The organism is Arthrobacter sp. CJL-S3 (genome assembly GCF_056711635.1).
Genome location: NZ_CM160046.1, coordinates 632685 through 657467, shown reverse-complemented (window position 1 = coordinate 657467; position 24783 = coordinate 632685). Strand labels below are relative to the sequence as shown.

The window sequence follows — 24783 nt, the reverse complement described above, 5'->3', positions numbered from 1 at the left end:
GGATGGAAAAATGACCACCGCCGAAGCTGCTCCCCCGCCCGAGTCCGACCGTCCCGCCGAGGGCACCAAGAGCGCTGCCGCGGGCACCGCCGGGAGCACCGCGCCCGAACCCGTTGACGAGAACATCTGGCTCGAGGAGATCTACGGCGAGGAACCGCTGGCCTGGGTCCGGGAGCAGAACGCCCGGACCGAGGAGCTGCTGGAGGACGCGGACTACGCCGCGCTGGAGTCCAGCATCCTGGAGGTGCTCGACTCCACGGACCGGATCGCCATGGTGGGCAAGCACGGCGACTGGTACTACAACTTCTGGAAGGACCGGGACAACCCGAAGGGCCTGTGGCGCCGGACCAGCTGGGACAGCTACCGCGGCGGCGCTCCGGAGTGGGACGTCCTGCTCGATGTGGACGCGCTGGCCGCGGCGGAGGGCGAGGAGTGGGTCTTCCACGGCGCCAGCTTCCTGCGCCCGGCCGCGGGTGCACCGCACCGGCGGGTGCTGCTGGCGCTCTCCCCCGACGGCGGCGACGCGAACCGCTACCGGGAGTTCGACGTCGAGTCCCGCAGCTTCGTGGATCCGGCCGCCGGCGGCTTCGACCTGCCGACCGCGAAGGGCAACGCCTCCTGGCTGGACGCCGACACGCTGCTGGTCTCCTCCACCGCCGAGGGGCTGCCCGCCACCACGTCCTCCTACGCCCGGACCGGCGTCAAGCTGCGCCGCGGCGGAATCCTGGCCGCGGCGGAACGGCTGTTCGAAATCCCCGAGGACCACATGATGGCCCTCGTGGCGCACGACTCCACCCCGGGGTTCGAGCGGACCTTTGCCGTGGACTGGATCAGCTTCTTCGAGCGGACCACCTCGGTGCTGCGCGACGGCCGGTGGGTCCAGCTCGACGTCCCCGTGGACGTCAACCTCAGCTCGCACCGCGACTGGCTGCTGTTCCGGCCGCAAAAGGACTGGACCGTCGGCGCAACGACCCACCCGGCAGGATCGCTGCTCGCCGCCGGCTTCGAGGAATTCCTGGCCGGCAGCCGGGAACTGTCCGTGCTGTTCGCCCCGGACGAGCACACGTCCCTGCAGTCCTGGAGCTGGACGCGGGACTTCCTGCTGCTGAACCTGCTCCGCGACGTCTCCTCGGAGATCCGGGTCCTCGATCCGCAGGTGCCCGGGACGGACACCGCCTGGGGCTCCACCGTGCTGGATGCCTGCCCGCCGCTGCACGACGTCAACGCCTACGCCGTCGACGACGAGGACGACGCCCGCGGCACGGACGACGACACGGACGACGACGGTACCGACGGCGCCGCACCGGTAGCGGACGAGGAGGCTCCCGGTGCAGGGAACGACTTCTGGCTCGTGGCCACCGGATTCACCACCCCCAGCACCCTCACCCGCGGCACGCTTAAGCGCACCGCCCGGGGCGGCGTGGACAGCACCCACGAAGTGATCCGGACCTCGCCGTCGTTCTTCAACGAAGACGCCTACGAGGTCCAGCAGCACTTCGCCGTGTCCAAGGACGGCACCCGCGTGCCGTATTTCCAGGTGGCGTCCAGGGACCTCGTGCTGGACGGCCAGAACCCGACACAGCTGTCGGGCTACGGCGGCTTCGAGATCTCCCGGACCCCCGCCTACAGCGGCGCGGTCGGCCGCGCCTGGCTGGAACGCCGCACCCGGGAATCCGCCGGGCACCAGGGGGATGCCCCGCACACCCGCGGCGGCGTCTACGTCGTGGCCAACATCCGCGGCGGCGGCGAATACGGCCCCTCGTGGCACCGCGCGGCGCTGCAGGAGAAGCGGCACCGGGCCTACGAGGATTTCGCCGCCGTGGCCGCAGACCTGATCTCCCGCGGCGTGACCTCCCGCGAGCGGCTCGGCTGTGCCGGCGGATCCAACGGCGGGCTGCTGGTGGGGAACATGCTCACCACGTATCCGCAGCTCTTCGGGGCGGTCTCCTGCGGGGTGCCGCTGCTCGACATGCGCCGCTACTCCAAGCTGTCCGCCGGGTACTCCTGGATTGCCGAATACGGCGATCCGGACGTCCCCGAACAGTGGGACTTCATCAAGACGTTCTCCCCGTACCATCTGCTCAAAGACGGGGTGGACTACCCGGAGACGTTTATCTGGACGGCCACCTCGGATGACCGCGTGGGCCCGGTCCAGGCGCGGAAGATGGCCGCCCGGATGCAGGCGATGGGCATCCCCAACGTCTGGTTCCACGAGGCACTGGAAGGCGGCCACGCCGGCGCGTCGGACAACCGGCAGGCCGCGGCGCTGCAGAGCCGCAGCCAGCACTTCCTCTGGCAGGCCCTGGCCGGCCGCGGCGCCTGAGCAGTCCCCCCGGAGAGCAGCGCGGGGCCACTCCGCGCCCATGCGCAGGCCCGACATGGGCCGGAAGTGGCTCCGCGGTGCTCGTTTTGCACTGCATGGCACCTTCTGCGTATCCTTGGTTGGCTAGTTAATAGCAATTGGAGACGTGCCAGAGCGGCCGAATGGGCTTCACTGCTAATGAAGTGTGGGGCACAACTCCACCGGGGGTTCAAATCCCCCCGTCTCCGCGTTTGGCCCCGGTCCCTGGACCGGGGCCTTTTGCGTTCCCGGGCGCGTCCGGGTGCCGGACACCGGACGCCTTCCCGCCGCCTGGATGGCAGGATTAGCCCATGTCGAGCAACAGCGCGTTTGACGCGATCATCGTAGGCGGCGGCCACAACGGCCTGGCCGCGGCCGCGTATTTGTCCAAAGCCGGCCGGAAGGTCCTGCTGCTGGAGAAGCTGGAACACCCCGGCGGTGCCGCGGTGTCCGCCCAGGCGTTCGACGGCGTCGACGCGCGCCTCTCGCGGTATTCCTACCTCGTGAGCCTGCTCCCGCAGCAGGTCATCGACGACCTGGGCCTGCGCATCCGGCTGGCCCGGCGCCGGTATTCGTCCTACACCCCGGACCCGCGCGGCGGCGGCAGTGCCCTGCTGATCGACAACGGCGATGCCGCGGCCACCGCGGCGTCCTTTGCCGCCGTCGGGGCTCCCGCCGGAGAATTCCGTGCCTTCACAGAGTTCTACGCCGGCTGCCGCCGCCTCACCGAGGCGCTCTGGCCGACCATGACATCACCGCTGCCGACCCGTTCCGAGGCCCGGGCCCTCGCGGCCGGGGCCGGGGCGGCGGAGGCGTGGGATGCCATGATCGAACGGCCCCTCGGGGATTCCATCGCCCGGTCGCTGCAGCACGACCTGGTCCGCGGCGTGGTGCTGACCGACGCCCTGATCGGCACCTTCGCCCGGGCCGGGGACGAGGATCTGCAGCAGAACATCTGTTTCCTGTACCACCTGGTCGGCGGCGGGACGGGCGACTGGGACGTTCCCGTGGGCGGGATGGGCGCGGTGTCCGGGGAACTGGAACGCTCCGCCCGTGAGGCCGGGGCGACCGTTCTGACGTCCGCGGAGGTCACCGCCGTCCGCCCGGGCGGTGTGGTCAGCTACCGGCACGACGGGGCAGAGCACACGGCCACCGCGTCCTGGGTCCTCGCCAACGTGGCCCCGGTGGTGCTGGACCGGCTCAGGAGCTCCGGAGCTGCCGACGGCACAACCCCGCACTCCACCCGGAACCCGAACCATCTCCGGGAGGGCGCCCAGGTCAAGGTGAACCTGCTGCTGAAACGGCTCCCCCGGCTGCTGGACCCGGACGTCAGCCCGGAAGCGGCCTTCGGCGGGACCTTCCACATCAACGAGACCTGGTCGCAGCTCGACGCCGCCTACCTCGCCGCCGCGGCCGGAACCGTCCCGGACCCGCTGCCCTGCGAGATCTACTGCCATTCCCTTACGGACCCCAGCATCCTGTCCCCGGAACTGCAGGCCTCCGGGGCGCAGACCCTCACCGTGTTCGGCCTGCACGTCCCGGACCGGCTGATCACGGCGGAGAACAATGACCGGCGCCGGGCGGAACTGCAGGCCGCGGTCCTGAAGTCCCTGAACTCGGTCCTGGCCGAACCCATCGAGGAGCTGCTGCTCTCCGGTCCGGACGGGCAGCCCTGCATTGAAACCAAGACCACCCTGGACATTGAACGCGCGGTCGGCATGCCGCGGGGCAACATCTTCCACGGGGGCTTGGACTGGCCCTTCGTCGAGGACGACGCACCGCTGGAGACCCCGGCGCAGCGCTGGGGCGTCGCAACGGATGACCCGCAGCTGCTGCTCTGCGGCTCCGGGGCCCGGCGCGGCGGTGCCGTCAGCGCCATCGGCGGGCACAACGCGGCCATGGCGGTGCTGGAGTCCGGGTCCCTGGAGTCCGGGTCTCTGGAGTCCGGCACGCCGGGCTCCGGCCCGCGGGGCTCCGGCCGTGCCCCGCAGGGCTGAACCTGGCGCCGCGGCGGTCCGTGCATGAGCCAGCCCGCGCCGCCCGCCGGCACAGCGGCGGAGCAGTGGAGTCCACGCCTGGCCCTGCTCGTCGCCGCGACATTCTTTATGGAGTTCCTGGACGGCACCGTCCTGACCACCGCAATCCCCAGCATCGCGGCGGACTTCTCCGTGCCCTCGGCGGACGTCAGCATCACCATGACCGCCTACCTCCTGACGGTGGCGATGGGGATCCCGCTCAGCGGCTGGCTGGCCGAACGTTTCGGGGCGCGGCGGGTGTTCTGCCTGGCCATTGCGACGTTCACGGTGGCCTCGCTGCTGTGCGCGCTCAGCCAGGACCTGACCATGCTGACCCTGAGCCGGGTGCTGCAGGGCGCGGGGGGCGCCATGATGGTCCCGGTGGGCACCCTCGTGGTGCTCCGCGGGACAGCCAAGAAGGACCTGCTCCGCGCCACGGCCTACCTGGTGTGGCCGGGGCTCTTGGCGCCGGTCCTCGCCCCGCTGGTGGGAGGGGCGCTCACCACGTTCCTGTCCTGGCACTGGATCTTCCTGATCAACCTCCCGCTGGGGCTCGCGGCGTTCCTCGCGGCGCTGCGGCTGGTCCCGGCCACCGCGGGTGACCGGACACGGCACCTGGACTGGCTGGGGCTGGCCCTCACGACGCTGGGCGTGGGGTCCGTCGTGGTGGGCCTGGAGCTGGCCGGCGGCCGCGAGGCCGGGGGCCTGGCAGCCGTCAGCATCACTGCCGGGCTGCTGTTCCTGGCCACCGCGGCCTGGTGGATGCGGCGGGCCCGCTCCCCCCTGTTCGACCTCGGGGTCTTTTCCGCCCGGACGTTCCGCGCCACGGCGACCGGCGGCTTCATCTACCGCCTCACCATCAGCGCCGTGCCCTTCCTGCTGCCGCTGATGTTCCAGAACGGCTTCGGCTGGGATCCGCTGCGCGCCGGCGTCCTCGTCGCGGCGGTGTTTGTGGGCAATATCGGGATCAAGCCCGCCACGACCCCGCTGATCCGGCGCTTCGGCTTCAAGCCGGTGCTGGTCTTCGCGTCGCTGGCCTCGGCGGCGACCTTCGCGCTGTGCGCCCTGCTCGACGCCGGCACCCCGGAGCCGCTGATCTTCGCGTTGCTCGTGGCCAGCGGCGCCTTCCGGTCCATCGGTTTCTCGGCCTATGCCTCGGTGCAGTACGCCGACGTCGTTCCCGGCCAACTGCCCTCCGCCAACGCCGTGTCCGCCACCCTCGTGCAGCTCGCGACGGCGGCCGGGATCGCCATCGGGGCCCTGCTGATCCGGGTGTACGAGGCCGGCGGCCCGCTGCTGGGCGGGGCGGGGGCGGGCGCCGGGGATCCGGCGGCACCGTACCGGGCGGCGTTCCTGGTGCTGGCCGCGGTCATGCTCCTGAGCACCCTGGACAGCCTGACGCTGCCCCGCCACGCCGGGGCCGAGGTCAGCCGGTCTGGCCAAGCACCAGCGGCAGGACCGCGCTGGCGCCGGCGAGCCTGAGGGCCCGGCCGGCGACGGTCACGGTCCAGCGGCTGTCGACCAGGTCGTCGATCAGCATCACGCTCTGGCCCTGGATCCCGGCCAGGGCCGCTTCCAGTTCCGGCCCCACCACGAGGCGGTCCCAGACCCCGGCAAGCCGGTAGGCGCTGTTGCCGCCCCGCCCGCCGGTCGGTCCGCCGTGTTCAAGCTGCAGCTGCCCCAGGTAGGGGATCCGGCCGATCTCCGAGATGCCCCGGGCCAGCGAGTCCACCAGGGCGGGCTTGCCGCGGGACGGAACGCTGATGATGGCGGCGCGGCCGGCCCCGCTCCAGCCGGGCGTGCGGGGGTCACCGGCGCCCCACTCGCGCAGCACCTGGACGCAGGCCTGCAGCATGCCGGGGTCCACGGAGCGGTCGGGGGCTCCGGCGGCGAAGGCCTCGCGCAGGGCGCCGCCCCAGCCCAGGTCCGTCAGCCGGGCCAGCGCACGGCCGGCCGCGACGCTTTCCTCCGGCTTGATCTTGCCCTTGACGGGCACGCCCAGCCGGTCCATGCCGGCGGGCCACTGCAGTCGGGGTTCCAGCGGGACACCGGCGCGGCTCAGCGTCTGGCCCGCGGCTTCGGTGGCCGCGGCGGCAATGTCCGCCGGAAACCACTGTCCGGCGCAGTTGTCGCAGCGGCCGCAGGCGCGGGCGGTCTCGTCGTCCAGGACCGAGGTGATGTATTCCATCCGGCAGCCGGCGGTGTCCTGGTAGATCACCATGGAGTCCTGCTCGTCCACCCGGGCCTCCGCGATCCGGCCGTACCGTTCGGCGTCGTAGGTCCACGGCTGGCCGGTGGAGCGCCAGCCGCCGCCCACCCGCTCCACGGCGCCGTCGACCGCCAGCACCTTCAAGAGCAGCTCCAGCGGGGTCCGGCGCAGATCCACGCGGGCCTCCAGCGCGACCGTGGACACGGCGGCCCCCGCCTCGGCGAGGGCGGTCAGCACCGCTCCGGCCTTCTCCTCCGACGGCATGGACGCGGTGGCGAAGTACTGCCAGATGTCCCGGTCCTCGGACCCGGGCAGCAGCAGCACGTCGGCGTTGGCGGCCCCGCGGCCGGCACGGCCGACCTGCTGGTAGTACGCCACGGGCGAGGACGGCGCCCCGAGGTGCACAACGAACCCGAGATCCGGCTTGTCAAAGCCCATGCCGAGGGCGGATGTGGCCACGAGGGCCTTGACCTGGTTGTCCTTGAGCAGCTGCTCGGCGCGTTCCCGGTCGGCGGGGTCCGTCCGTCCGGTGTAGGCGAGCACCTCGTGCCCGGCTTCGGCGAGGAGCCGTGCGGTGTCCTCGGCGGCGGAGACCGTCAGGGTGTAGATGATGCCGCTGCCGGGCAGGTCTTTCAGGTGCGTGAGCAGCCAGCCGAGCCGGTCACGGGAATCCGGCAGCCTCAGCACGCCAAGCCGCAGCGATTCACGGCCTAGGGCGCCGCGGATAGTCAGCACGCCGGCGCCGAGCTGCTCCTCGATGTCGTGGACCACCCGGGAGTTGGCGGTGGCGGTGGTGGCCAGCACCGGAACCGACTCCGGCAGCTGGGTGATCAGGTCCGCGATGCGCCGGTAGTCGGGACGGAAGTCATGGCCCCAGTCCGAGATGCAGTGGGCCTCATCGATGACCAGCAGCCCGGTGCGGCGGATCAGCTCGGGGAGCTGGTTCTCCCGGAACGAGGGATTGGTGAGCCGCTCAGGCGAGACCAGCAGGACGTCGACCTCATCGGCCGCGAGCTGCTCGCGGACGGTGTCCCATTCCAGCTGGTTGGCGGAGTTGATGGCCACGGCCCGGACCCCGGCCCGCGCCGCGGCGGCGACCTGGTCACGCATGAGGGCCAGCAGCGGGGAGACGATCAGGGTGGGCCCGGCGCCGCGGCGCCGGAGCAGCAGGGACGAGACGAAGTACACCGCCGACTTTCCCCAGCCGGTGCGCTGCACGACGAGGGCCCGGCGGCCGCCGTCGACGAGGGCCTCGATGGCTTCAAACTGGCCGTCGTGGAACTCCGCGGCCGGGTGCCCGACCAGCTCGCGCAGCACTTCCTGGGCCTGCTCCCGGGTCCCGGCGCCCGCGGCGCTCCCGGCGGAACCGGCGCCTCCGGCGGGGTCGGCGGAAGCGGACAGGACTGCAGCGTTCTGGTTATTGGCCATTGCCTCAGTATCCCAGCCCCCTCCGACAGCAGCGAAGCCGGGGGCGCCGCTATGTGGACAATCACAGCGGATCCGCCCGCGGTCCGGCGCCGGGAAGCCCCGCGGCCGCCCGTCACGGCACGGTCCGGCGGTCCACGTAAGATTCGGCCGTCAACGTAAGATAAGACGCGTGACTATGGACCAGACAAAGACTTTTGACCTCTCGGCCTCCTTCAAGGCCTACGACGTGCGCGGCATTGTCGGCGAATCAATCACCGCCGAAATCGTCGAGGCGGTGGGCGCGGCATTCGTCGACGTCCTGGCGCTGGAGGGCAAGACGGTGCTGGTGGGCGGCGACATGCGCCCGTCCTCGCCCGAGTTCAGCAAGGCCTTTGCCAACGGTGCCGCCCGGCGCGGCGCCAACGTCCAACTGCTCGACCTCATCTCCACCGATGAGCTCTACTACGCCTGCGGCTCGCTCAACGCGGCCGGCGCCACCTTCACCGCCAGCCACAACCCGGCGGAGTACAACGGCATCAAGATGGCCAAGGCCGGCGCCGAGCCGATCTCCTCCGAATCCGGGCTCAAGGAAATCCAGGCCCGCGCCGAGGAATACCTCAACGCCGGGTCCATCCCCGCCGCCCCCGTGCGCGGCCTGATCGGCGTGCACGATGTCCTGAAGGGCTACTCCGAGTACCTCCGCAGCCTCGTGGACCTCCGCGGCACCCGCCCGCTGAAGGTCGTCGTGGACGCCGGCAACGGCATGGCCGGCCTCACCACCCCCGCCGTGCTCGGCGACGCCCTGCTGCCCAAGCTCCCCCTCGAGATCATCCCGCTGTACTTCGAGCTCGACGGCTCCTTCCCGAACCACCCCGCCAACCCGCTGGAACCGGAGAACCTGCGCGACCTGCAGGCCGCCGTCGTCGAGCACGGGGCGGACATCGGGCTGGCGTTCGACGGCGACGCCGACCGCTGCTTCGTCATCGACGAAAAGGGCGAACCCGTCTCGCCCTCCGCGATCACCGGCATGGTGGCCCGCCGCGAGATTGGCCGCGCGCAGGGCCTCGGCGAGGCCAACCCCACCGTCATCCACAACCTGCTGACCTCCCGCGCCGTCCCCGAGCTGGTGGAACGCCACGGCGGCCGGGCCGTGCGCACCCGGGTGGGCCACTCCTTCATCAAAGCCGTGATGGCCGCAGAGGGCGCCATCTTCGGCGGCGAACACTCCGCCCACTTCTACTTCCGCGACTTCTGGAACGCAGACACCGGCATGCTCGCCGCCATGCACGTCCTGGCCGCCCTTGGCGAGCAGGACGGCCCGCTGTCCGAGCTCGGCCGCGAATACGAGCCGTACATGTCCTCCGGTGAGATCAACTCGGAAATCGAAGACAAGGCCGGCGCCGTGGAACGGGTCCGGCACGACTTCCATGCCGAGGACGTCGAGGTGGACTACCTGGACGGCAGCACGTTCATCGCCACGGACGGCAGCTACTGGTTCAACCTGCGGCCCTCCAACACCGAGCCGTTCCTCCGCCTGAACGTCGAGGCCACGGACCGGGCCACCATGGAGCGTGTCCGCGACCGCGTCCTGGCACTGGTCCGGGGCTAGCACCGTGTCGGAACGGCCGGCGGCCCCCGCCACGGAAACCGCTGCTGCGGCTGCTGCCGAAACCGCTGCTGAGCCCGCCGCTGAGACCGCCGGGTCCTGGCGCGGCAGCGTCCCGGAGTCCAGCGCCACCGATCTGGAGAACCTGCTCGGCACCGGAGTCGGCGCCGCGCAGGAGCAGCTGGAGCGCAACGGCGGGTTCCTGCCCTTCGCCCTAGTGGTCGAGAACGACGGCGAGGTCCGGCTGGTGGCCGTCACCCCCGCCGACGCGGCCGAGGGAACGGACGCGGATTTCGACGCGGACTCGATGATCAGTGACCTCACGGAACTGCTGCGCCAGCACCGGGACGAGTTCCGCGCCGCCGCCGTCGTGTGTGACATCACCCTGCTGGAGGAAGCCTCGGACGCGATCCATGTGGCCGCGGAACACCGGGACGGCTCCCTCTTCGCCGCGGTCCTGCCGTACGCCGCAAACCCCGCAACCCGTGAGCTGGAATTCGGCGAGCTCTCGGCGGATACGAACGAGCCCGGCGTCTGGGTGGACTAGACCGCCCGTAAGCTGGTGTTATGAAGATCAACGCCTTCGCGGATGTGAGCCTGCGCGCCATGATGGTGCTCGCAGCCGCCCCCGACGGCGCCCTGCTCACCACGCAGAGCATCGCCGACGCCGTCGCGACGCCGTACAACCATGTCAGCAAGGCGATGGCGAAGCTGCGCGAGCTGGGAATGATCGACGTCGAACGCGGCCGGCACGGCGGCTCCCGGCTCAGCAGCGCCGGCCGCGCCGCCACCGTGGGCCAGCTGCTGCGCCGGCTGGACACCCGCCTCGACCCGGCCGACTGCGTCGCCAACGGCGGGGCATGTCCGCTCATCAACGAATGCCGCCTCCGCGGCGCCCTCTCCCGGGCCCGCGAGGCTTTTTACCGCGAACTGGACGACCTTGTCGTCGCATCCCTGCCAACGTCCCGGCAGATGGCGCCGGTCTTCCAGGCGATCGGCCTGCGCCCCGGCCTCTAAGCCGCAGCCCTGCGCCGCCGAAGCACCGCGGCCGAGCCGCCGTGTCCAAACGGCGCCGCCCACGCCGCGTCCTCCAACCCGACACGCCACCACGCCACGCCCGGGAATCCCGCCGATTTGAAGATGCTTTCTACGCCCTGTAGAACTGAGGTACAAATACTTGCATTTCAAATACAGGTATTTTCGACGGTCCGGTGCAGACCCGGGCCACTATCTCAGGAGTCAACATGCTCTCGGACAAGTCCTTCCCGGTCATCGAGGCCACCCTCCCGCTGGTCGGTTCCCGGATCGGTGAAATCACCCCCAAGTTTTACGCCCGCCTCTTCGCGGCGCACCCGGAACTGCTGGACGGGCTCTTCAGCCGCTCCAACCAGCGCAACGGCAACCAGCAGCAGGCCCTGGCCGGAAGCATCGCCGCTTTCGCCACGCACCTGGTGAACAACCCCGGAACCCTGCCGGAGACCGTGCTCGCCCGCATCGCCCACCGCCACACCTCCCTCGGCATCACCGAACCGCAGTACCAGGTGGTCTACGAGCACCTCTTCGCCGCCATCGCCGAGGACCTGGCCGAGGTCATCACCCCCGAAATCGCCGAAGCCTGGACCGAGGTCTACTGGCTCATGGCGGACGCGCTGATCAAGCTCGAGAAGGGCCTCTACGCCGCCCAGGCCAACAGCGTGATGTGGAGCCCGTGGCGGGTCGCCGCCAAGACCCCCGCCGGCACCGGCTCGATCACCTTCACCCTGGAACCGGCCGACGACACCCCCGTCACCCCCGCCCTCCCGGGCCAGTACGTGAGCGTCAAGGTCACCGTTCCGGACGGACTGCGCCAGGTCCGCCAGTACTCGCTCTCCGGCGACGCCGGCACGAGCCGCAGCTTCACCACCAAGAAGGACGACGGCGGCGAGGTCTCCCCCGTGCTGCACGACACCGTCCAGGTGGGCGACGTCCTCGAGATCTCCAACCCCTACGGTGAAATCACCCTCAAGGAAGGCGACGGCCCGGTTATCCTGGCCTCCGCCGGCATCGGCTGCACACCGACCGCGTCCATCCTGCGCTCCCTGGCCGACGCAGGCACGGACCGCCAGGTCCTGGTCCTGCACGCGGAAAGCGATCTGGAGTCCTGGGCGCTGCGCTCCCAGATGACGGACGACGTCGAGCGCCTCGACGGCGCCGACCTCCAGCTCTGGCTCGAGCAGCCGGTCGCCGGAACCAAGGAGGGCTTTATGTCACTGCGCGAAGTGGACCTCCCGGCCAACGCCTCGCTCTACCTGTGCGGTCCGCTGCCGTTCATGAAGAGCATCCGCAACGAGGCCATCAACGCCGGCATCCCGGCCACGAAGATCCACTACGAGGTCTTCGGCCCGGACATCTGGCTCGCCAGCTAACCTCCTCCTCATCGATTGCTCCGCAACGGCCCTTTTGAGGGGTGAAAAGGGCCGTTCCGGTGGGCCCACTCCGGCAGGGTTCCCTGGCCGAACTTGTGAGGCAAGGGAGCCGGTGGGGACAGTCGATGAGGGTTCGACGGCGGCCCCGCACCTTTCGCAGGTGCGGGGCCGCCGTCGTGTCGTGTGCGGGAACGACCCGCCCAGGGTGTCAGGTCGACGAGGGCACTCCGGTGATCGCGTGACAGAAGCACAGGGTGTCAGGTCGCGGACGGCACTCCGGTGATCGTGTGGCCGAAGCGCAGGAGGTTGCCCGGGTCGTAGCTGGCCTTTGCGGCCCGCATCCGCTCGTAGACGGCGGGCGACCAGGCCCTCGCCCGGTCGGCCTCATCGCCCGGTTCGCCATGAAAATTGACTAGCGTATATCCGGTTGAGTGGGGCGCCAACGCGGCCAGGATCTCGCGGATGGATGCGATGGACGCTTCGGCCACGGGCTGTACGTTGATCCCGACAAGGAACAGAAGGAACGCGGCATCCCGCCCGGACACGGCGTCCGCCAGGGCACGGCCCTTGGCCAGCGCCCCTCCGAGCGGGCGGACTTCGATCATGATCAGCGGACAGCCCGAGTCCTCGCCCGCCAGCTCGAGCAGATCTGCCACCGTCTCTTCCCCGAAATCCTTCAGGAGCGCCCCGCCGGCGGTGAACGGGAGCGGATCCGCCGGGTCCATGTGGATCTGGTCAACGTCGAGGTAGCTCATGGGCCCGGCCGTGTCCATCAGCGGCCGCGAGACCGCCCGCATTGGGGCAAGCAGTGCATCGCCGTCCTCACGGGTCCCGGGGAACGCGAAGCGCAGGTGCACCACGAACTGGTTCCGGAGCGGCGGAGGAACGAATTCCATGTCCGGAAGGCGCATCAAGGAGATCGAGGGGGACGCTTCGTCAGGAAGCGTGGGCAGCCACTCGCGGAACGCCGCCAGAATGCGGTCTGCATCCACCCCGGGATAAAAGATCGCGCCGCCGTAGAAATCCCCCAAGGGGAAAAGATTGAACTCAAGTGCGGTGACGATCCCGAAATTGCCCTTTCCTCCGCACATCAGCGCGAACAGCTCGGCTTCGGCCTCGGCGTTGATCCGCCGCAGCGCGCCGTCGGCAGTCACGACCTCCATGCTGCGGACATGGTCCGCCGCAAACCCGTGGGCGCGGCCCAGCACGGGCAGCCCGCCGCCGAGGGTGTAGCCCACGACGCCGACGTCGGTGCTTGAGCCGTGCAGTCCGATCAGCCCGAGCGGCACACTCGCTTCCAGGACGCTGCGCCACTTCACGCCCGCCCCGACGCGTGCGGTGCGCTCGACTGGATCGATCTGCAGCTCCTGCAGGCGCCGCGTGTTGATGAGCAGGCCACCCTCCACCACCGAGTCAGCGCCGTGCCCGGTGGACTGGACCGCCACCGGGAGCCGGCGTTCTGCCGCCCATTTCACCCCGGCTGCGACGTCCTGTGCGTTCTCGGCCCCCAGGACGACGTCGGGCCGGTGGACTGTGGCGGCGTTGAAGGCGCGCGTCTCGGCCTCGAATTCGGGGCTGTCCGGCAAGGCGACCGGGCCGCTGACGGCCGTGGACAGGGCGTGGATGTCGTCGGTGACAAGCATGGTGGGCTCCTGTGCGCTCGCATGCGGCGAGCAGGTCGGGGGCACGGCAGCGCACGCGTGGAATGACCCCAGCACCCTCTCCAGTCGGCGGACGGCCCGGCTGATGAATGCGTTTGAGCCTAGGGGCCCCGCCGGCTGCGGTCTAGGGACCTAAGTCCCCCACGGCCGGCCCGTGGAAAGAACCCACGCCGGGGAAAGCACTTCGCAGCCCGCCCGGCGGGCAGATCAGGGCGCACACGGGCCCGCCAAGCGCCCTGATCTGCCCGCCCGCGGCCCGCGCGCGCCCCGCGCGGGCCTGTGAGGCGCTCCGCACAGGTTGGCGTGATCCGACGACGGCGGCCCCGCACCTTTCGCAAGGTGCGGGGCCGCCGTGATGCCCAGCCGGGGGTCTGCCGGCTGTTAGTGCTCGGCCATGCGTTCCTTCAGGCCCTCAAGCTCTGCGCGCAGGGCATCGGGCAGGGAGTCACCGAACTTGGCGTACCACTCCTCGATGGAAGCGAGCTCGGTATCCCACTCCTCGCGGTCCACGCGGACGGCGTCTTCCACGTGGGCGTGCGTCAGGTCCAGGCCGGTAAGGTCCAGCGAGTGCCCGGCCGGCACGAAACCGATGGGGGTCTCGACGGCGTCCGCCTTGCCTTCGATGCGCTCGATGGCCCACTTCAGGACCCGTGCGTTGTCGCCGAAGCCGGGCCAGGCGAAGTCGCCGTCGGCCGTGCGCCGGAACCAGTTGACCAGGAAGATGTGCGGCAGGCGTTCCGGGTTGGCCTTGCCGGAAACACTGATCCAGTGCTTCAGGTAGTCGCCCGCGTCGTACCCGATGAACGGCAGCATGGCCATCGGGTCGCGGCGCAGCACGCCGACCTGGCCGGCGGCAGCAGCCGTGGTTTCGGAGGAGAGCGTGGAGCCCATGAAGATGCCATTGGTCCAGCTGCGGGCCTGCGTGACCAGCGGAACCGTCGTCTTGCGGCGGCCGCCAAAGAGGATCGCGGAGAGCTCCACGCCGTCCGGGTTGAAGTATTCCTCGGCCAGCATGTCGACCTGCGAGATCGGGGTGCAGAAGCGGGAGTTCGGGTGGGCTGCGGGCTGATCCGAATCAGGAGTCCAGGAGTTGCCCTGCCAGTCGGTCAGGTGCGCCGGGACCTCGTCGGTCATGCCCTCCCACCAGACGCCGCCGTCGTCCGTGAGGGCGACGTTGGTGAAGATGCTGTGGCCCTTGGCGATGGCGCGCATGGCGTTGGGGTTGGTGCCCCAGCCGGTGCCCGGGGCGACACCGAACAGGCCGGCTTCGGGGTTCGTGGCGCGCAGTTCGCCTTCCTTGCCGATCCGCATCCAGGTGATGTCGTCGCCGAGGGTTTCGACCTTCCAGCCCTCGATGGTCGGGTCCAACAGGGCGAGGTTGGTCTTGCCGCAGGCCGACGGGAAGGCAGCGGAGATGTAGTAGTTCTTCTTCTCCGGGGAGGTCAGCTTCAGGATGAGCATGTGCTCCGCGAGCCAGCCCTCGTCCCGGGCCATGACGGACGCGATGCGCAGGGCGTAGCACTTCTTGCCCAGCAGGGCGTTGCCGCCGTAACCGGAACCGAAGGACCAGATGGAGCGCTCTTCGGGGAAGTGCACGATCCACTTGTCCGGGTTGCAGGGCCAGACGACGTCGGCCTGGCCGGGAGCCAGCGGTGCGCCCAGGGAGTGCAGGGCGGGGACGAAGAAGGCGTTGGTGGCGGTGATCTTGTCCAGGACTTCGGTGCCGATCGTGGCCATGATGCGCATGGAGGCGACAACGTAGGCGCTGTCCGTAATCTCCACGCCAAATTTGGGATCCTCGGCGTCAAGGTGGCCCATGACGAACGGGATGACGTACAGGGTGCGGCCGCGCATGGAGCCGCGGAACAGGCCGCGCAGCTTCTCCTTCATCTCCGCCGGAGCCATCCAGTTGTTCGTGAAGCCGGCATCGCGTTCCTTCTCGGAGCAGATGAAGGTCTGCTCCTCGACGCGGGCCACATCGGCGGGGTCGGAGAATGCCGCGAAAGACTTGGGGAACAGCTCCTCGTTCAGGCGGGTCAGCGTGCCCGCGGCGACGAGTTCATCCGTGAGCCGGGTGTTCTCTTCTTCGGAGCCGTCGACCCAATGGATCCGGTCCGGCTGGGTCAGTTCAGCTACCTCTTCAACCCATGCCAGCAGGCCGGCATGTGTGGTGGGTGCTTTTTCAAGCAAAGGCAGTCGCGCCAGATCTCCCATTACGGTTCCCTTCCTCGGGTTCAGTCGTGTGTCCTAAATGTAGGGCTAGATCACCCCCCGAAATCGGGGCAAGATGTGGGATGTCCGGGCGCCCGGAAATCAAAATCCGCAGAAATTCAAGGAAGAGACAGTACGAAGTGGCCCTATTTTGTGACCAAGGTCACGTAGACCGGTCTAGTCGGGTAGATTACACCCGTTTCGATTTGTCACTACGGCCCCTCCTCGCGTAAAGTAATTCGAGGTTCGGGGAGCGAGAAGCTCCAAGAACAGAAGATGCGCCCATAGCTCAGCTGGATAGAGCGTCTGTCTACGGAACAGAAGGTCAGGGGTTCGAATCCCTTTGGGCGCACAGAGAAAATGATCCGCACCGGTCCGCCGGTGCGGATCATTTGTTTAACGCCCGACGGCGGGACGCGGGATAGGGGTTGGCGGGACGCCCCCGGGCCGCTACGGGGCGACGGCCTGGCTGATCCGGAGCCGGATGCCATCGAAGTGGCCGTTGAGCCGCTGCGCCGCGAGGACCTTGTCGCCGGTCGAGACGGCGTCGTAGATCCCCCGGTGCAGCGCCGCTGATTCGAGGAGATCGGCGTCCTCGGCTCCGCCCAGCTCCACGTGGAGCCGCCGGTACACCTGCCAGAAGACACCGAGCAGATTGACCAGCAGCGCGTTGTTGAGCGGTTCGAACAGCCGGCGGTGAAAATCAGCGTCCGCTTCGACAAAGTTCGCGCCGGCGCCGGCCAGCTCCTCCATCCGGAGCACGGCTTCCTCGACCGCCGTCAGGTGCTCCGGGGTCATCAGGTCCATGGCGGCCGCAATCAGCCCGGCCTCGAGGGCCTGCCGGACGTCCACCAACTGCAGGGCCTCCTGCCCGTGATGGCGCAGCGACAACCGGCCGCGGAACGTGAGGCCGTCCGTGAGGGCGTCAAAATTGCTCGGCGCCACGAACATGCCGAAGCCGTGGCGGATTTCAATCACGCCTAGGGCCTGGAGCACCTTCAGCGATTCCCGCAGGGTGTTCCGGCCAACGCCCAGCGCGGCGGAGAGCTCGTGTTCGGTCGGCAGCGGATCCCCGGCATCCAGCTCACGCTCCAGGATCAGTTCCATAATGTCCGCCTGCAAGGCCCTGAGCCTGGCTTGCGCGCTGAACCTTGCCGGCGGCACGGGCCCGGCACCGGTCACGCCTGCCCCGCCCAGGCTGCGGGGGCTGCCCGTCCCAGTGCCTTCGGCCCGGCTCGCGCCGCCGGCGGTCACGTTGCTGTCTGTCATGGCCCTGCCCTCCCCCAAATATGCTCCCAACAGTAGCGGTGGTCCCACGTCCTGCAAAGGGTGTTGGTGAAGGCCTCCGGACCGGCGCCGGGCGTAGGCTTCTGCCATGACGGCACAGCTTGAACGGGAATTCGATGTCATCGTGATCGGCGCCGGCGCTGTCGGCGAAAACGTCGCGGACCGCGTCGTACAGGGCGGGCTGACCGCCGTGCTCATAGAGGCCGAACTGGTGGGCGGCGAATGTTCCTACTGGGCCTGCATGCCCTCCAAGGCGCTGCTGCGCCCCGGCACCGCCCTTCACGGCGCCCAGACCGTGCCCGGCGCCGCGGAGGCCGTCACCCGGACCCTGAACACAGCCGCCGTCCTGAAACGCCGCGACTACTTCACGTCCAACTGGCAGGACGACGGCCAGGTCAAGTGGCTCCAAGACACCGGCATCGAGCTGATCCGCGGGCACGGCTGGATCACGGACACCCGGAAGGTTGAAGTCGCGGGGCTGGACGGCAACAGCTACGCGCTCTCGGCACGGCACGCCGTCGTGGTGGCCACCGGGTCCTCGCCCACGGTGCCGCCCGTTGAAGGCTTGTCCGACGTGGACTACTGGACCACCCGGGAGGCGACCTCCGCGCACGAGATCCCGCGCCGGCTGGCGGTGCTGGGCGGCGGCGTCGCCGGCGTCGAACTCGCCCAGGCCTTCGCCCGGCTGGGCGCCTCGGTAACCCTGGTGGCACGCCGCGGCCTGCTGGGCGCCTTCCCGGAAGAGGCAGCCGCGCTGGTCGCCGCCGGGCTGCGGGCGGACGGCGTCAGCCTCCACCTGCACACCGGAACCGACAGCATCCGCGAGAACGACGACGGCTCCCTCACCCTCGAGCTGGCGGGCGGCGACGCCGTGACGGCGGACAAGCTCCTGGTCACCACCGGACGGCATCCCGCCCTCGAAGGGCTCGGCCTGGAGAGCGTCGGGCTCGCCGCCGCGGACGGCAGGGAACTTCGGCTCAGCACGGACACCACCGGCCTGGTATCGGGCGGCACCGGGAACGACGTCGAGCCGTGGCTGTACGCCGCCGGGGACGCCGCCGGGAGGGTCATGCTGACCCATCAGGGCAAGTACGGTGCGCGGGCCACGGGCGACGCCATCGCCGCCCGGGCCAGGGGCGAGCTCGGCGGCGAGGCCGCGCCGTGGAGCCGGTACGCCCGGACCGCGGACGACCATGCGGTGCCCAACGTGGTGTTCACCGATCCGGAACTGGCCAGCGTGGGGCGGACCGTGCAGCAGGCGGAACGGGACGGCTTCAGCGTCTCCTCCGTGGAACTGCCCATCCAGGTGGCCGGATCCTCGCTGCACGCCGAACGGTACGAGGGCTGGGCGCAGCTGGTGGTCGACGAGGACCGGAAGGTGCTGCTGGGCGCCACCTTTGCCGGCCCCGATGTGGCCGAGCTGCTGCACGCCGCGACGATTGCCGTCGTCGGTGAAGTCCCGCTGGACCGGCTGTGGCACGCCGTGCCGGCCTACCCCACGATCAGCGAGGTCTGGCTGCGGCTGCTCGAGGAATACGGCCTCTGAGCCGCCGAGGTGTCGCCCGCGCCGATGGCCGCCGAGGTGTCACTTCGCGCCGATGTTGTGCCCTGACATGGGCGCGAAGTCTGACCTCGGCGGAGCCGCCCGGCCGGGTTCCGACTGTCTGGTCACATTCACCCCCTCTTATTTGAACTGACCGGTCAGTTTAGTTAGCCTTGGCGTAGACATTCTTCTGCGAAAGGCTCCCCTTGCTCCGCGTGCAACAACTCTCCGTGAACGGCAGACGGGACGTGCTGCTGCCGGCCACGTCCCTTCAGGTCCGGCGCGGCGAACTCCTGCTGGTTTCCGGCCCCCGCCAGGACCAGCGCACCGCCCTGGCCCTGGCCTTGACCGGACGGCTCAAGCCCTCCGGCGGCCACTTCGACTGGGACGGCGCGGAGTGGGACGGCGGCGCCCGGATCAGGACCCTGCGGCAGGCGAGCGCCGTGGTGGACTCCCCCGGGGTGAACGAACCCGAGCAGCACCTCAGCGTGCGCGACCTCGTCACGGAGGACCTGGCCCTGGTGCCGCGCCGTTACCGCGGGTCACTGCTCAGCAAGTCCTGGCTGAAGGTCAACCGCTTCGAGGACATCGCCGGGCTGTGGACCGAGCAGCTGCCTCCGGCCCGAAGGATCGGGCTGCTCACGGCCCTGGCGCTGGCGAACCCGCACACCGATCTGCTCGTGGTGGACTCCCCGGACCGCCACGGAGATCCGGAGGAGTGGCTGCCGCGGCTGGAGGAGCTGGCCTACGACGCCGGACGCCCGCTCGCCGTCGTCGCCACCGTCATGCGCGTCCCCGGCAGCTGGACCGGTCCGGCCGCCGCGATCGGCAATGCGGGTACCGCTGCCGCCGGGGCCCCTTCCCTGGACGTCGCTGCCGCATCCGGCACGCTCGAACTGTCCGGCACCCTCGAACTGGAGGACGCACGGTGACTGTGCTGCGGCTGGCCCGCTCCGAACTCAAGCGCATGACCGGCGGCCTGCTGCCGAAACTCACCATCCTGGCGCTGACCATGGTGCCACTGCTCTATGGCGCCGTCTACCTCTACGCCAACTGGGATCCCTACGGAAACCTGAACCAGATCGATGCGGCCCTGGTCGTGGAGGACACCGGTGCCACGTCGGCCGACGGCACCCGGCTCGAGGCCGGCCGGAAGGTCGCCGAGAGCCTCACGGACGGGCGCGTCTTCAACTGGCAGACCGTCGCCGGGCCGGAGGAGGCGGACCTCGGTGTGAGCAGCGGCAAGTACGCCTTTGCCCTAAAGATCCCCCGGGACTTCTCGGCGAACCTGGTCTCCCCCGGCAGCTTCGACGCCGCCAACCAGGCCATGCTCAACGTCACCACCAACGACGCGAACAACTACCTGCTGAGCACCATAGTGGACAAGCTCACCACCGCCGTGCACACCACGGTGGCCACCGAGGTCGGGGAGGAAACCGCCAACCAGCTCCTCACCGGCTTCGGGACCATCCACTCCCAGATGCTCAAGGCCTCCGACGGCGCCGGACAGCTCGCCGGCGGCGTCGCCGGCCTGCACGACGGGGCCGTCGCCCTCCACCGGGGCACGGGCGAACTCAAGACCGGCACCGCCGAGCTCCAAGCCGGCCAGCTCAAGCTCCGGGACGGCGCCACCACCCTCAGCACGGGGGCAGCCCAGCTCAGCGGCGGACTGTCCCAGCTCGAGGACAAGACCGCCACGCTGCCCGCCGATTCCCGGGCCCTCGCGGACGGCGCCGCCCGGGTGGCGGCCGGCAACGCCGCGCTCGGGACCAAGGTCCAGGGCCTGGCCGGCCAGCTGGCCGCCTCCGAAAAAGCAGCCGCCCAGGCAGCCGCCCAGGCAGAGCGCAGCCGGGTGGCCGCGTCCAACAGCCGGCTCGTCGCCGCGGGGGTCCTCAGCCCGGCCCAGGCGGAGACGATCCTCGCGGACTTCGATGCCCACCCGGCCCCGCCGGCATCCGCGGGGCCGCCGGCATCCGCGGGGCCCGCGGCGACGCTCACGGCCGCGGCAGCGCAAATCCAGCAGCTCGCGGACGGGTCCGCTGCCGTCAGTGCGGGGGCGGAGAAGCTGGCGGCGGCCACTCCCGCGCTCGGCGGCGCCATCACCCAGGCGTCCACCGGGGCGGACCAACTGGCCGCCGGCGCCGCCACCCTCGCCGCCGGGCAGCAGGGCGCCCTGGACGGTGCCGCGAAGCTCGCCGAGGGCGCGGAAAAGCTCGACGGCGGCGCGGCGCAGCTGGAAAGCGGGGCGGCCACGGCCTCCGACGGCGCCGGGACCCTTGCGGCCGAACTCGCCGGGGGCGCCGGCCAGGTCCCCCACCCCAACGACAGCCAGAAGGACAGCCTCGCCAAGGTGATGGCCGATCCGGTCGCCGTCAGCAACGTCTCGCAGGCCAAGGCCGGCTCCTACGGCGCGGGCCTCGCACCGTTCTTCCTCACCCTGGCCCTGTGGATCGGCGTCTTTATGCTGATCCAGGCGATGCGGCCGGTCACCCAGCGGGCTCTTGCGTCGAACGCCCCGGCGTGGAAAATCGCCGTCGGCGGCTGGCTTCCCTTCCTGGCGGTCTCGGCTGTCCAGGCGAGCCTGCTGACCCTTGTGGTCGATGTGGGGCTGGGCCTCAGCCCCGCCCACCCCTGGCTGATGTGGTTCCTGATGCTGGCTGCCGCGATGGCGTTCAGCGCGATCATCCAGGGCGTCGTGGCGCTGCTCGGCTCCCCCGGCAAGCTCGTGGTGCTCATCCTGCTGGTGCTGCAGCTGGTCTCCTCGGGGGGCACCTTCCCCTGGCAGACCACGCCCCAGCCGCTCCACGTGGTGCACCAGCTGCTGCCGATGGGGTACGTCGTCAACGGCATGCGGCACCTGATCTACGGCGCTGACCTGGCCGTCATCCTGCCCACGATGCTGGGGCTGCTTGGCTACACTTTGCTGGGGACAGCCCTGTCCACCCTGGCTGTCCGGAAGCACAAGTACTGGACCCTGAAGACCCTGAAACCGGAGATCACCGTATGAGCAGCCGCACGGACAGCAGCACGGCGTCTTCCGGCGGCGCGGCGGCGCCGCCGGGTCCCGCGGACGGCACGGGGACCGCGAAGAAGCTCCGGCCGGCCCGCACCAATGCGACCAGGCAGAAGCTGTTCGAGGCCTCGATGGACCTGATTGGCGAACGCGGAGTGGCCGGGGTGACCGTCGATGAGATCGCGGCGGCGGCCGGGGTCTCCAAGGGCACCGTCTACTACAACTTCGGCAGCAAGTCGGACCTGATCGCCCAGCTGCTGCGCCACGGGGTGGATATCCTCCTGGCCCGCCTGCTGAGCGTCCGGGACGATTCGGCCGACCCGCTGGCGGCAATGGACGAGATGATCGGCCAGGCCATGGACTTCATGGACGAGTACCCGTCCTTTGCCCGGCTGTGGGTCAGCGAGAACTGGCGGACCCCCAGCGAGTGGCAGGACACCTTCACCGAGCTCCGGGAACGGCTGCTCACCGTGGTCCGCGCGGCGATCGATGCGGTGGCCGCCGCCTACCCGGTGGATCCGGCGGTGTCCCGGGGCAGCCTGGAGACGGCCATCTTCGGCGCCTGCTTTGTCGTGGGCCTGGACCGGCAGACCTACAACCCGGAGCGGACCCGCGAGCAGAGTGTCACCGCGATCATGGCGTCCATGCGCGGCTACGTCAGGAAGTAGTCCCTCTCGGGGATGATTAACCACATGGGCCACATGGGTAACAACACCAAGATTGCCATTGCCGCGTTTTTCGCCGCGCTGGCGCTGTTGGCGCTGGCCGGCATCACCCTGCACGAAACGGTGTTCCTGTGGTTCCTGGCGGCCTGCGCTGCAGCCTACATCGCCTGCGTCTCCGAGGTGATTATCCGCCGCCGGCACCGGACCCTGGCCGCCAGCGGGATCGGGAGCATCCTGTTTATTGCCTTCAGCATCGCGTTCCTGCGGCAGTGGGGGCTGGCCTTCAACGCCGATCCGGACGCGATGTCCACCCCGGTGGATTCCGAGCACCCGGACCTTTACTTTTACCTCGCCGCCGCGGCCGGCGCCGCCACGCTGCTGCTGCTGGTGGCCGGGTCCGTCCTGCCGGGCCGGGGCCGGCGTCCGCGCGGCGTTGGACATGCGCCCCGGCGGCGACCGGCGTCGGGCGCGAGGGGTCCGGCATCCCGGCCGGCGCCCGCCCGGCGCGCACCGTCCCGGACCGCGCCGTCCAGGACCGCACCGTCCCGGACCGCCACGCCGCGTCCGGCGCCCAGGTCCGCGGCCGGAACGAAGGCGCAGACCGCCAAGCCTCAGTCGGCCCGGGTTCCTGCCCCGCGGGCGGCATCCTCCGGCCTCAAGAGGCCGGCGTCCTCCGCCGGGGGGACCGCCGCAGCCAAGTCCCCCGCCAAGTCCCCTGCCGCATCCTCCGGGCGGCCCCCGGCGAGGACCTCGCCCCGCCGCTGAGCGCGCGGACGCGAATCCCGCCGCCGGAACTTCCACGGACGCAGCACCGCTGTCGCCACGCCGGCGAGCAGCAGAAGCCCGCCGGTTACCTCGGCCGGAGTCGGCACCTCGCCCAGAACGAGCCACGCCGTCGTCATCCCGACCACCGGAACCAGCAAGGTGAACGGCACCACCGCGGAGGACGGGTACAGCCCCAGCAGCCTGTTCCAGATGCCGTAGCCCACCAGGGAACCGAAGACGGCCGTGTAGAGGGCGCTCACCAGGGTGACGGGCTGGACGTCCAGCAGGGCGGTCGACACCGCCGCGGGCCCGTCCACCAGCAGGGACAGCCCCAGCAGGGGCAGCGGCACCACAGCCCCTGACCACACCACGAGTCCCAGTCCGGATGCCGCCTTCGCCTTGCGGGCCACGATGTTGCCGGCGGCCCAGGACAGCGCCGCGGCGAGCACGATCATCAGCGGCAGCACCGGGGCGACGAGGCTGCGGCCGACGGCCACCACGGCGAGGCCGGCCACGCCCAGCACCACACCGGCGAACTGCCGCCGGCTCGGCCGTTCGCCGAGGAAACCGGCGGCCAGAAGCACGGTCAGCAGCACCTGCGCCTGCAGGACCAGCGAGGCCAGGCCCGCGGGCATGCCCAGCGCCATGGCCAGGTACAGGAGGCCGAACTGTCCGGCGCTCATGAACAGCCCGACGCCGATGATCGCCTTCCAGCTCACCTCGGGCTTGCGGATGAAGAAGATGCAGGGAAGGACCACCAGGGTAAACCGCATGGCCACGAACAGCAGCGGCGGCATCTCCGCTCCGTCCGGGTGCAGGCCAAGGTCGATCGCGACGAAGTTGACGCCCCACAGGACAGCGACGAGCAGGGCCAGGGCGGAATGACGAGGGTTCACCCTGCCACTATGCCGGGTCCGGCCGGACGCCGGGCCGGATCCGGCCTGTGTGCCGGAGATTAAGTGGCTTGTGAATGGTCAGAGGTTCCGGGGGTTGTCACCGCGGGGCTCGTCGGTGCGGCCCGGTTCGCGGGGTGCAGTCTCCGGGGGAACCTGACTGCCGGGGGCCTGGCTGCCGCCCGTGGTGCCGCCCGGAGTGGCGGTCTGTCCAGCGGTGGAAGGGTTCCGGTCACTGCGGTCCCGGCGCAGCTCCTCGGTGCCGGTGGTTTCCCGGGGCGTCTGGTCCCGGCTCTGGGCATCGCGTTCGGTGGTGACGACGTCGGGGTCCAGTTCGTCAGCCTTCCGCAGCTGTTCCTGGGCGCCGGCGCGGACCTTCTCGGCCTCCTGCTGCCGTGCGCTGGCTTCCTCCCTGAGTCGTTCGGCTTCGACCTCTGCCTGCTTGGCGTCCGCTTCGGCCCGGGCAGCCTGCGCCTCGCGCTCCCTGGCGCCGATCTCTTCGGTCCTGGCCTGTTCACGCATTTCAACCGCCTTGTTGCGGTCCGCCTCCACCTTGCGCTTGCGGCTGAGCATGGTCACCACCACGACGATCGCGATCACCACAACGACGCCGATGATGATCCCTATGAGCTGTCCTGAGTCCACGATGATTCCGCCTTTTCTCTCGATCGCCATAAGTCCACGAGTAAACAGCATCAGTAAACCGCAGAATCACGTGCATGACCATGCATCCGGAAAATGGGCAGGGCGCGCCTTGCCCAG

The 24783-nt window shown here is 70.1% G+C and carries 17 protein-coding genes and 2 tRNA genes; 13 read left to right on the top strand and 6 right to left on the bottom strand.

Translation table 11 applies throughout. The features are described from left to right. Window positions 1-10 precede the first annotated feature (10 nt). The 4 genes from AC06G6_RS03090 (at window position 11) to AC06G6_RS03075 (ending at window position 5838) form a co-directional block, all read left to right on the top strand. Complete coding sequence (locus tag AC06G6_RS03090) at window positions 11-2323, top strand: prolyl oligopeptidase family serine peptidase (RefSeq protein WP_479826254.1); 2313 nt, start codon at window positions 11-13, stop codon at window positions 2321-2323. 139 nt (window positions 2324-2462) lie between these two features. Next, a tRNA-Ser gene (locus tag AC06G6_RS03085) sits at window positions 2463-2550 on the top strand. A 102-nt stretch (window positions 2551-2652) separates the two neighbouring features. Next, complete coding sequence (locus tag AC06G6_RS03080; protein ID WP_479826252.1) at window positions 2653-4338, top strand: phytoene desaturase family protein; 1686 nt, start codon at window positions 2653-2655, stop codon at window positions 4336-4338. Between the two features lie 24 nt (window positions 4339-4362). After that, window positions 4363-5838: an MFS transporter gene (locus AC06G6_RS03075; RefSeq protein ID WP_479826250.1), complete on the top strand. Its 1476-nt coding sequence runs from the start codon at window positions 4363-4365 to the stop codon at window positions 5836-5838. Here AC06G6_RS03075 and AC06G6_RS03070 read toward each other — a convergent pair. Next, window positions 5783-7993, bottom strand: a complete 2211-nt coding sequence (locus tag AC06G6_RS03070; protein WP_479826248.1) for a RecQ family ATP-dependent DNA helicase — start codon at window positions 7991-7993, stop codon at window positions 5783-5785. The genes AC06G6_RS03075 and AC06G6_RS03070 overlap by 56 nt on opposite strands. 169 nt (window positions 7994-8162) lie before the next feature. Between AC06G6_RS03070 and AC06G6_RS03065 the strand changes: the two genes are divergently transcribed. The 4 genes from AC06G6_RS03065 to AC06G6_RS03050 all read left to right on the top strand — a co-directional run bounded on the left by AC06G6_RS03065 (window position 8163) and on the right by AC06G6_RS03050 (window position 11983). Then, window positions 8163-9581, top strand: coding sequence for a phosphomannomutase/phosphoglucomutase (locus AC06G6_RS03065; protein ID WP_479826246.1), 1419 nt, complete (start codon window positions 8163-8165; stop codon window positions 9579-9581). A 133-nt stretch (window positions 9582-9714) separates the two neighbouring features. After that, the gene (locus tag AC06G6_RS03060) at window positions 9715-10125 is read left to right on the top strand and encodes a hypothetical protein (RefSeq protein ID WP_479828518.1); all 411 of its coding nucleotides are present in this window, start codon (window positions 9715-9717) and stop codon (window positions 10123-10125) included. Window positions 10126-10145: 20 nt separating this feature from the next. Next, window positions 10146-10595, top strand: coding sequence for an RrF2 family transcriptional regulator (locus tag AC06G6_RS03055; protein WP_479826244.1), 450 nt, complete (start codon window positions 10146-10148; stop codon window positions 10593-10595). Window positions 10596-10822: 227 nt separating this feature from the next. Further along, complete coding sequence (locus AC06G6_RS03050) at window positions 10823-11983, top strand: globin domain-containing protein (protein WP_479826242.1); 1161 nt, start codon at window positions 10823-10825, stop codon at window positions 11981-11983. A 257-nt stretch (window positions 11984-12240) separates the two neighbouring features. On the opposite strand, the gene AC06G6_RS03045 is transcribed toward AC06G6_RS03050, so the two are convergent. Both AC06G6_RS03045 and AC06G6_RS03040 read right to left on the bottom strand, forming a co-directional pair. Beyond that, on the bottom strand, window positions 12241-13626 hold the full coding sequence (locus tag AC06G6_RS03045; protein WP_479826240.1) for an FAD-binding oxidoreductase: 1386 nt from the start codon (window positions 13624-13626) through the stop codon (window positions 12241-12243). 399 nt (window positions 13627-14025) lie between these two features. After that, a complete protein-coding gene (locus tag AC06G6_RS03040) occupies window positions 14026-15858 on the bottom strand; it encodes a phosphoenolpyruvate carboxykinase (GTP) (protein WP_479826238.1) in 1833 nt (610 codons plus the stop codon). A gap of 275 nt (window positions 15859-16133) precedes the next feature. Here AC06G6_RS03040 and AC06G6_RS03035 point away from each other — a divergent pair. Then, a tRNA-Arg gene (locus AC06G6_RS03035) sits at window positions 16134-16207 on the top strand. Between the two features lie 98 nt (window positions 16208-16305). Here the strand turns inward: AC06G6_RS03035 and AC06G6_RS03030 are convergent. Continuing rightward, on the bottom strand, window positions 16306-17037 hold the full coding sequence (locus tag AC06G6_RS03030; RefSeq protein ID WP_479828517.1) for a FadR/GntR family transcriptional regulator: 732 nt from the start codon (window positions 17035-17037) through the stop codon (window positions 16306-16308). A gap of 193 nt (window positions 17038-17230) precedes the next feature. On the opposite strand from AC06G6_RS03030, the gene AC06G6_RS03025 reads away from it, so the two are divergent. The 4 genes from AC06G6_RS03025 (at window position 17231) to AC06G6_RS03010 (ending at window position 22366) form a co-directional block, all read left to right on the top strand. Further along, the gene (locus AC06G6_RS03025; RefSeq protein ID WP_479826236.1) at window positions 17231-18688 is read left to right on the top strand and encodes a dihydrolipoyl dehydrogenase family protein; all 1458 of its coding nucleotides are present in this window, start codon (window positions 17231-17233) and stop codon (window positions 18686-18688) included. A gap of 203 nt (window positions 18689-18891) precedes the next feature. Beyond that, a complete protein-coding gene (locus tag AC06G6_RS03020) occupies window positions 18892-19617 on the top strand; it encodes an ABC transporter ATP-binding protein (protein WP_479826234.1) in 726 nt (241 codons plus the stop codon). After that, window positions 19614-21692 (top strand): YhgE/Pip family protein, encoded by a 2079-nt coding sequence (locus AC06G6_RS03015; RefSeq protein WP_479826232.1) that lies wholly within the window; start codon window positions 19614-19616, stop codon window positions 21690-21692. The genes AC06G6_RS03020 and AC06G6_RS03015 overlap by 4 nt, the downstream gene beginning before the upstream one ends. Then, window positions 21689-22366 carry a TetR/AcrR family transcriptional regulator gene (locus AC06G6_RS03010; RefSeq protein ID WP_479826230.1) on the top strand — a complete coding sequence of 226 codons (678 nt, stop codon included), beginning with the start codon at window positions 21689-21691 and terminating at the stop codon, window positions 22364-22366. The genes AC06G6_RS03015 and AC06G6_RS03010 overlap by 4 nt, the downstream gene beginning before the upstream one ends. A 608-nt stretch (window positions 22367-22974) precedes the next feature. On the opposite strand, the gene AC06G6_RS03005 is transcribed toward AC06G6_RS03010, so the two are convergent. After that, a complete protein-coding gene (locus AC06G6_RS03005; RefSeq protein ID WP_479826228.1) occupies window positions 22975-24024 on the bottom strand; it encodes an EamA family transporter in 1050 nt (349 codons plus the stop codon). Between the two features lie 78 nt (window positions 24025-24102). After that, window positions 24103-24696 carry a hypothetical protein gene (locus tag AC06G6_RS03000; protein ID WP_479826226.1) on the bottom strand — a complete coding sequence of 198 codons (594 nt, stop codon included), beginning with the start codon at window positions 24694-24696 and terminating at the stop codon, window positions 24103-24105. Window positions 24697-24783: the final 87 nt, after the last annotated feature.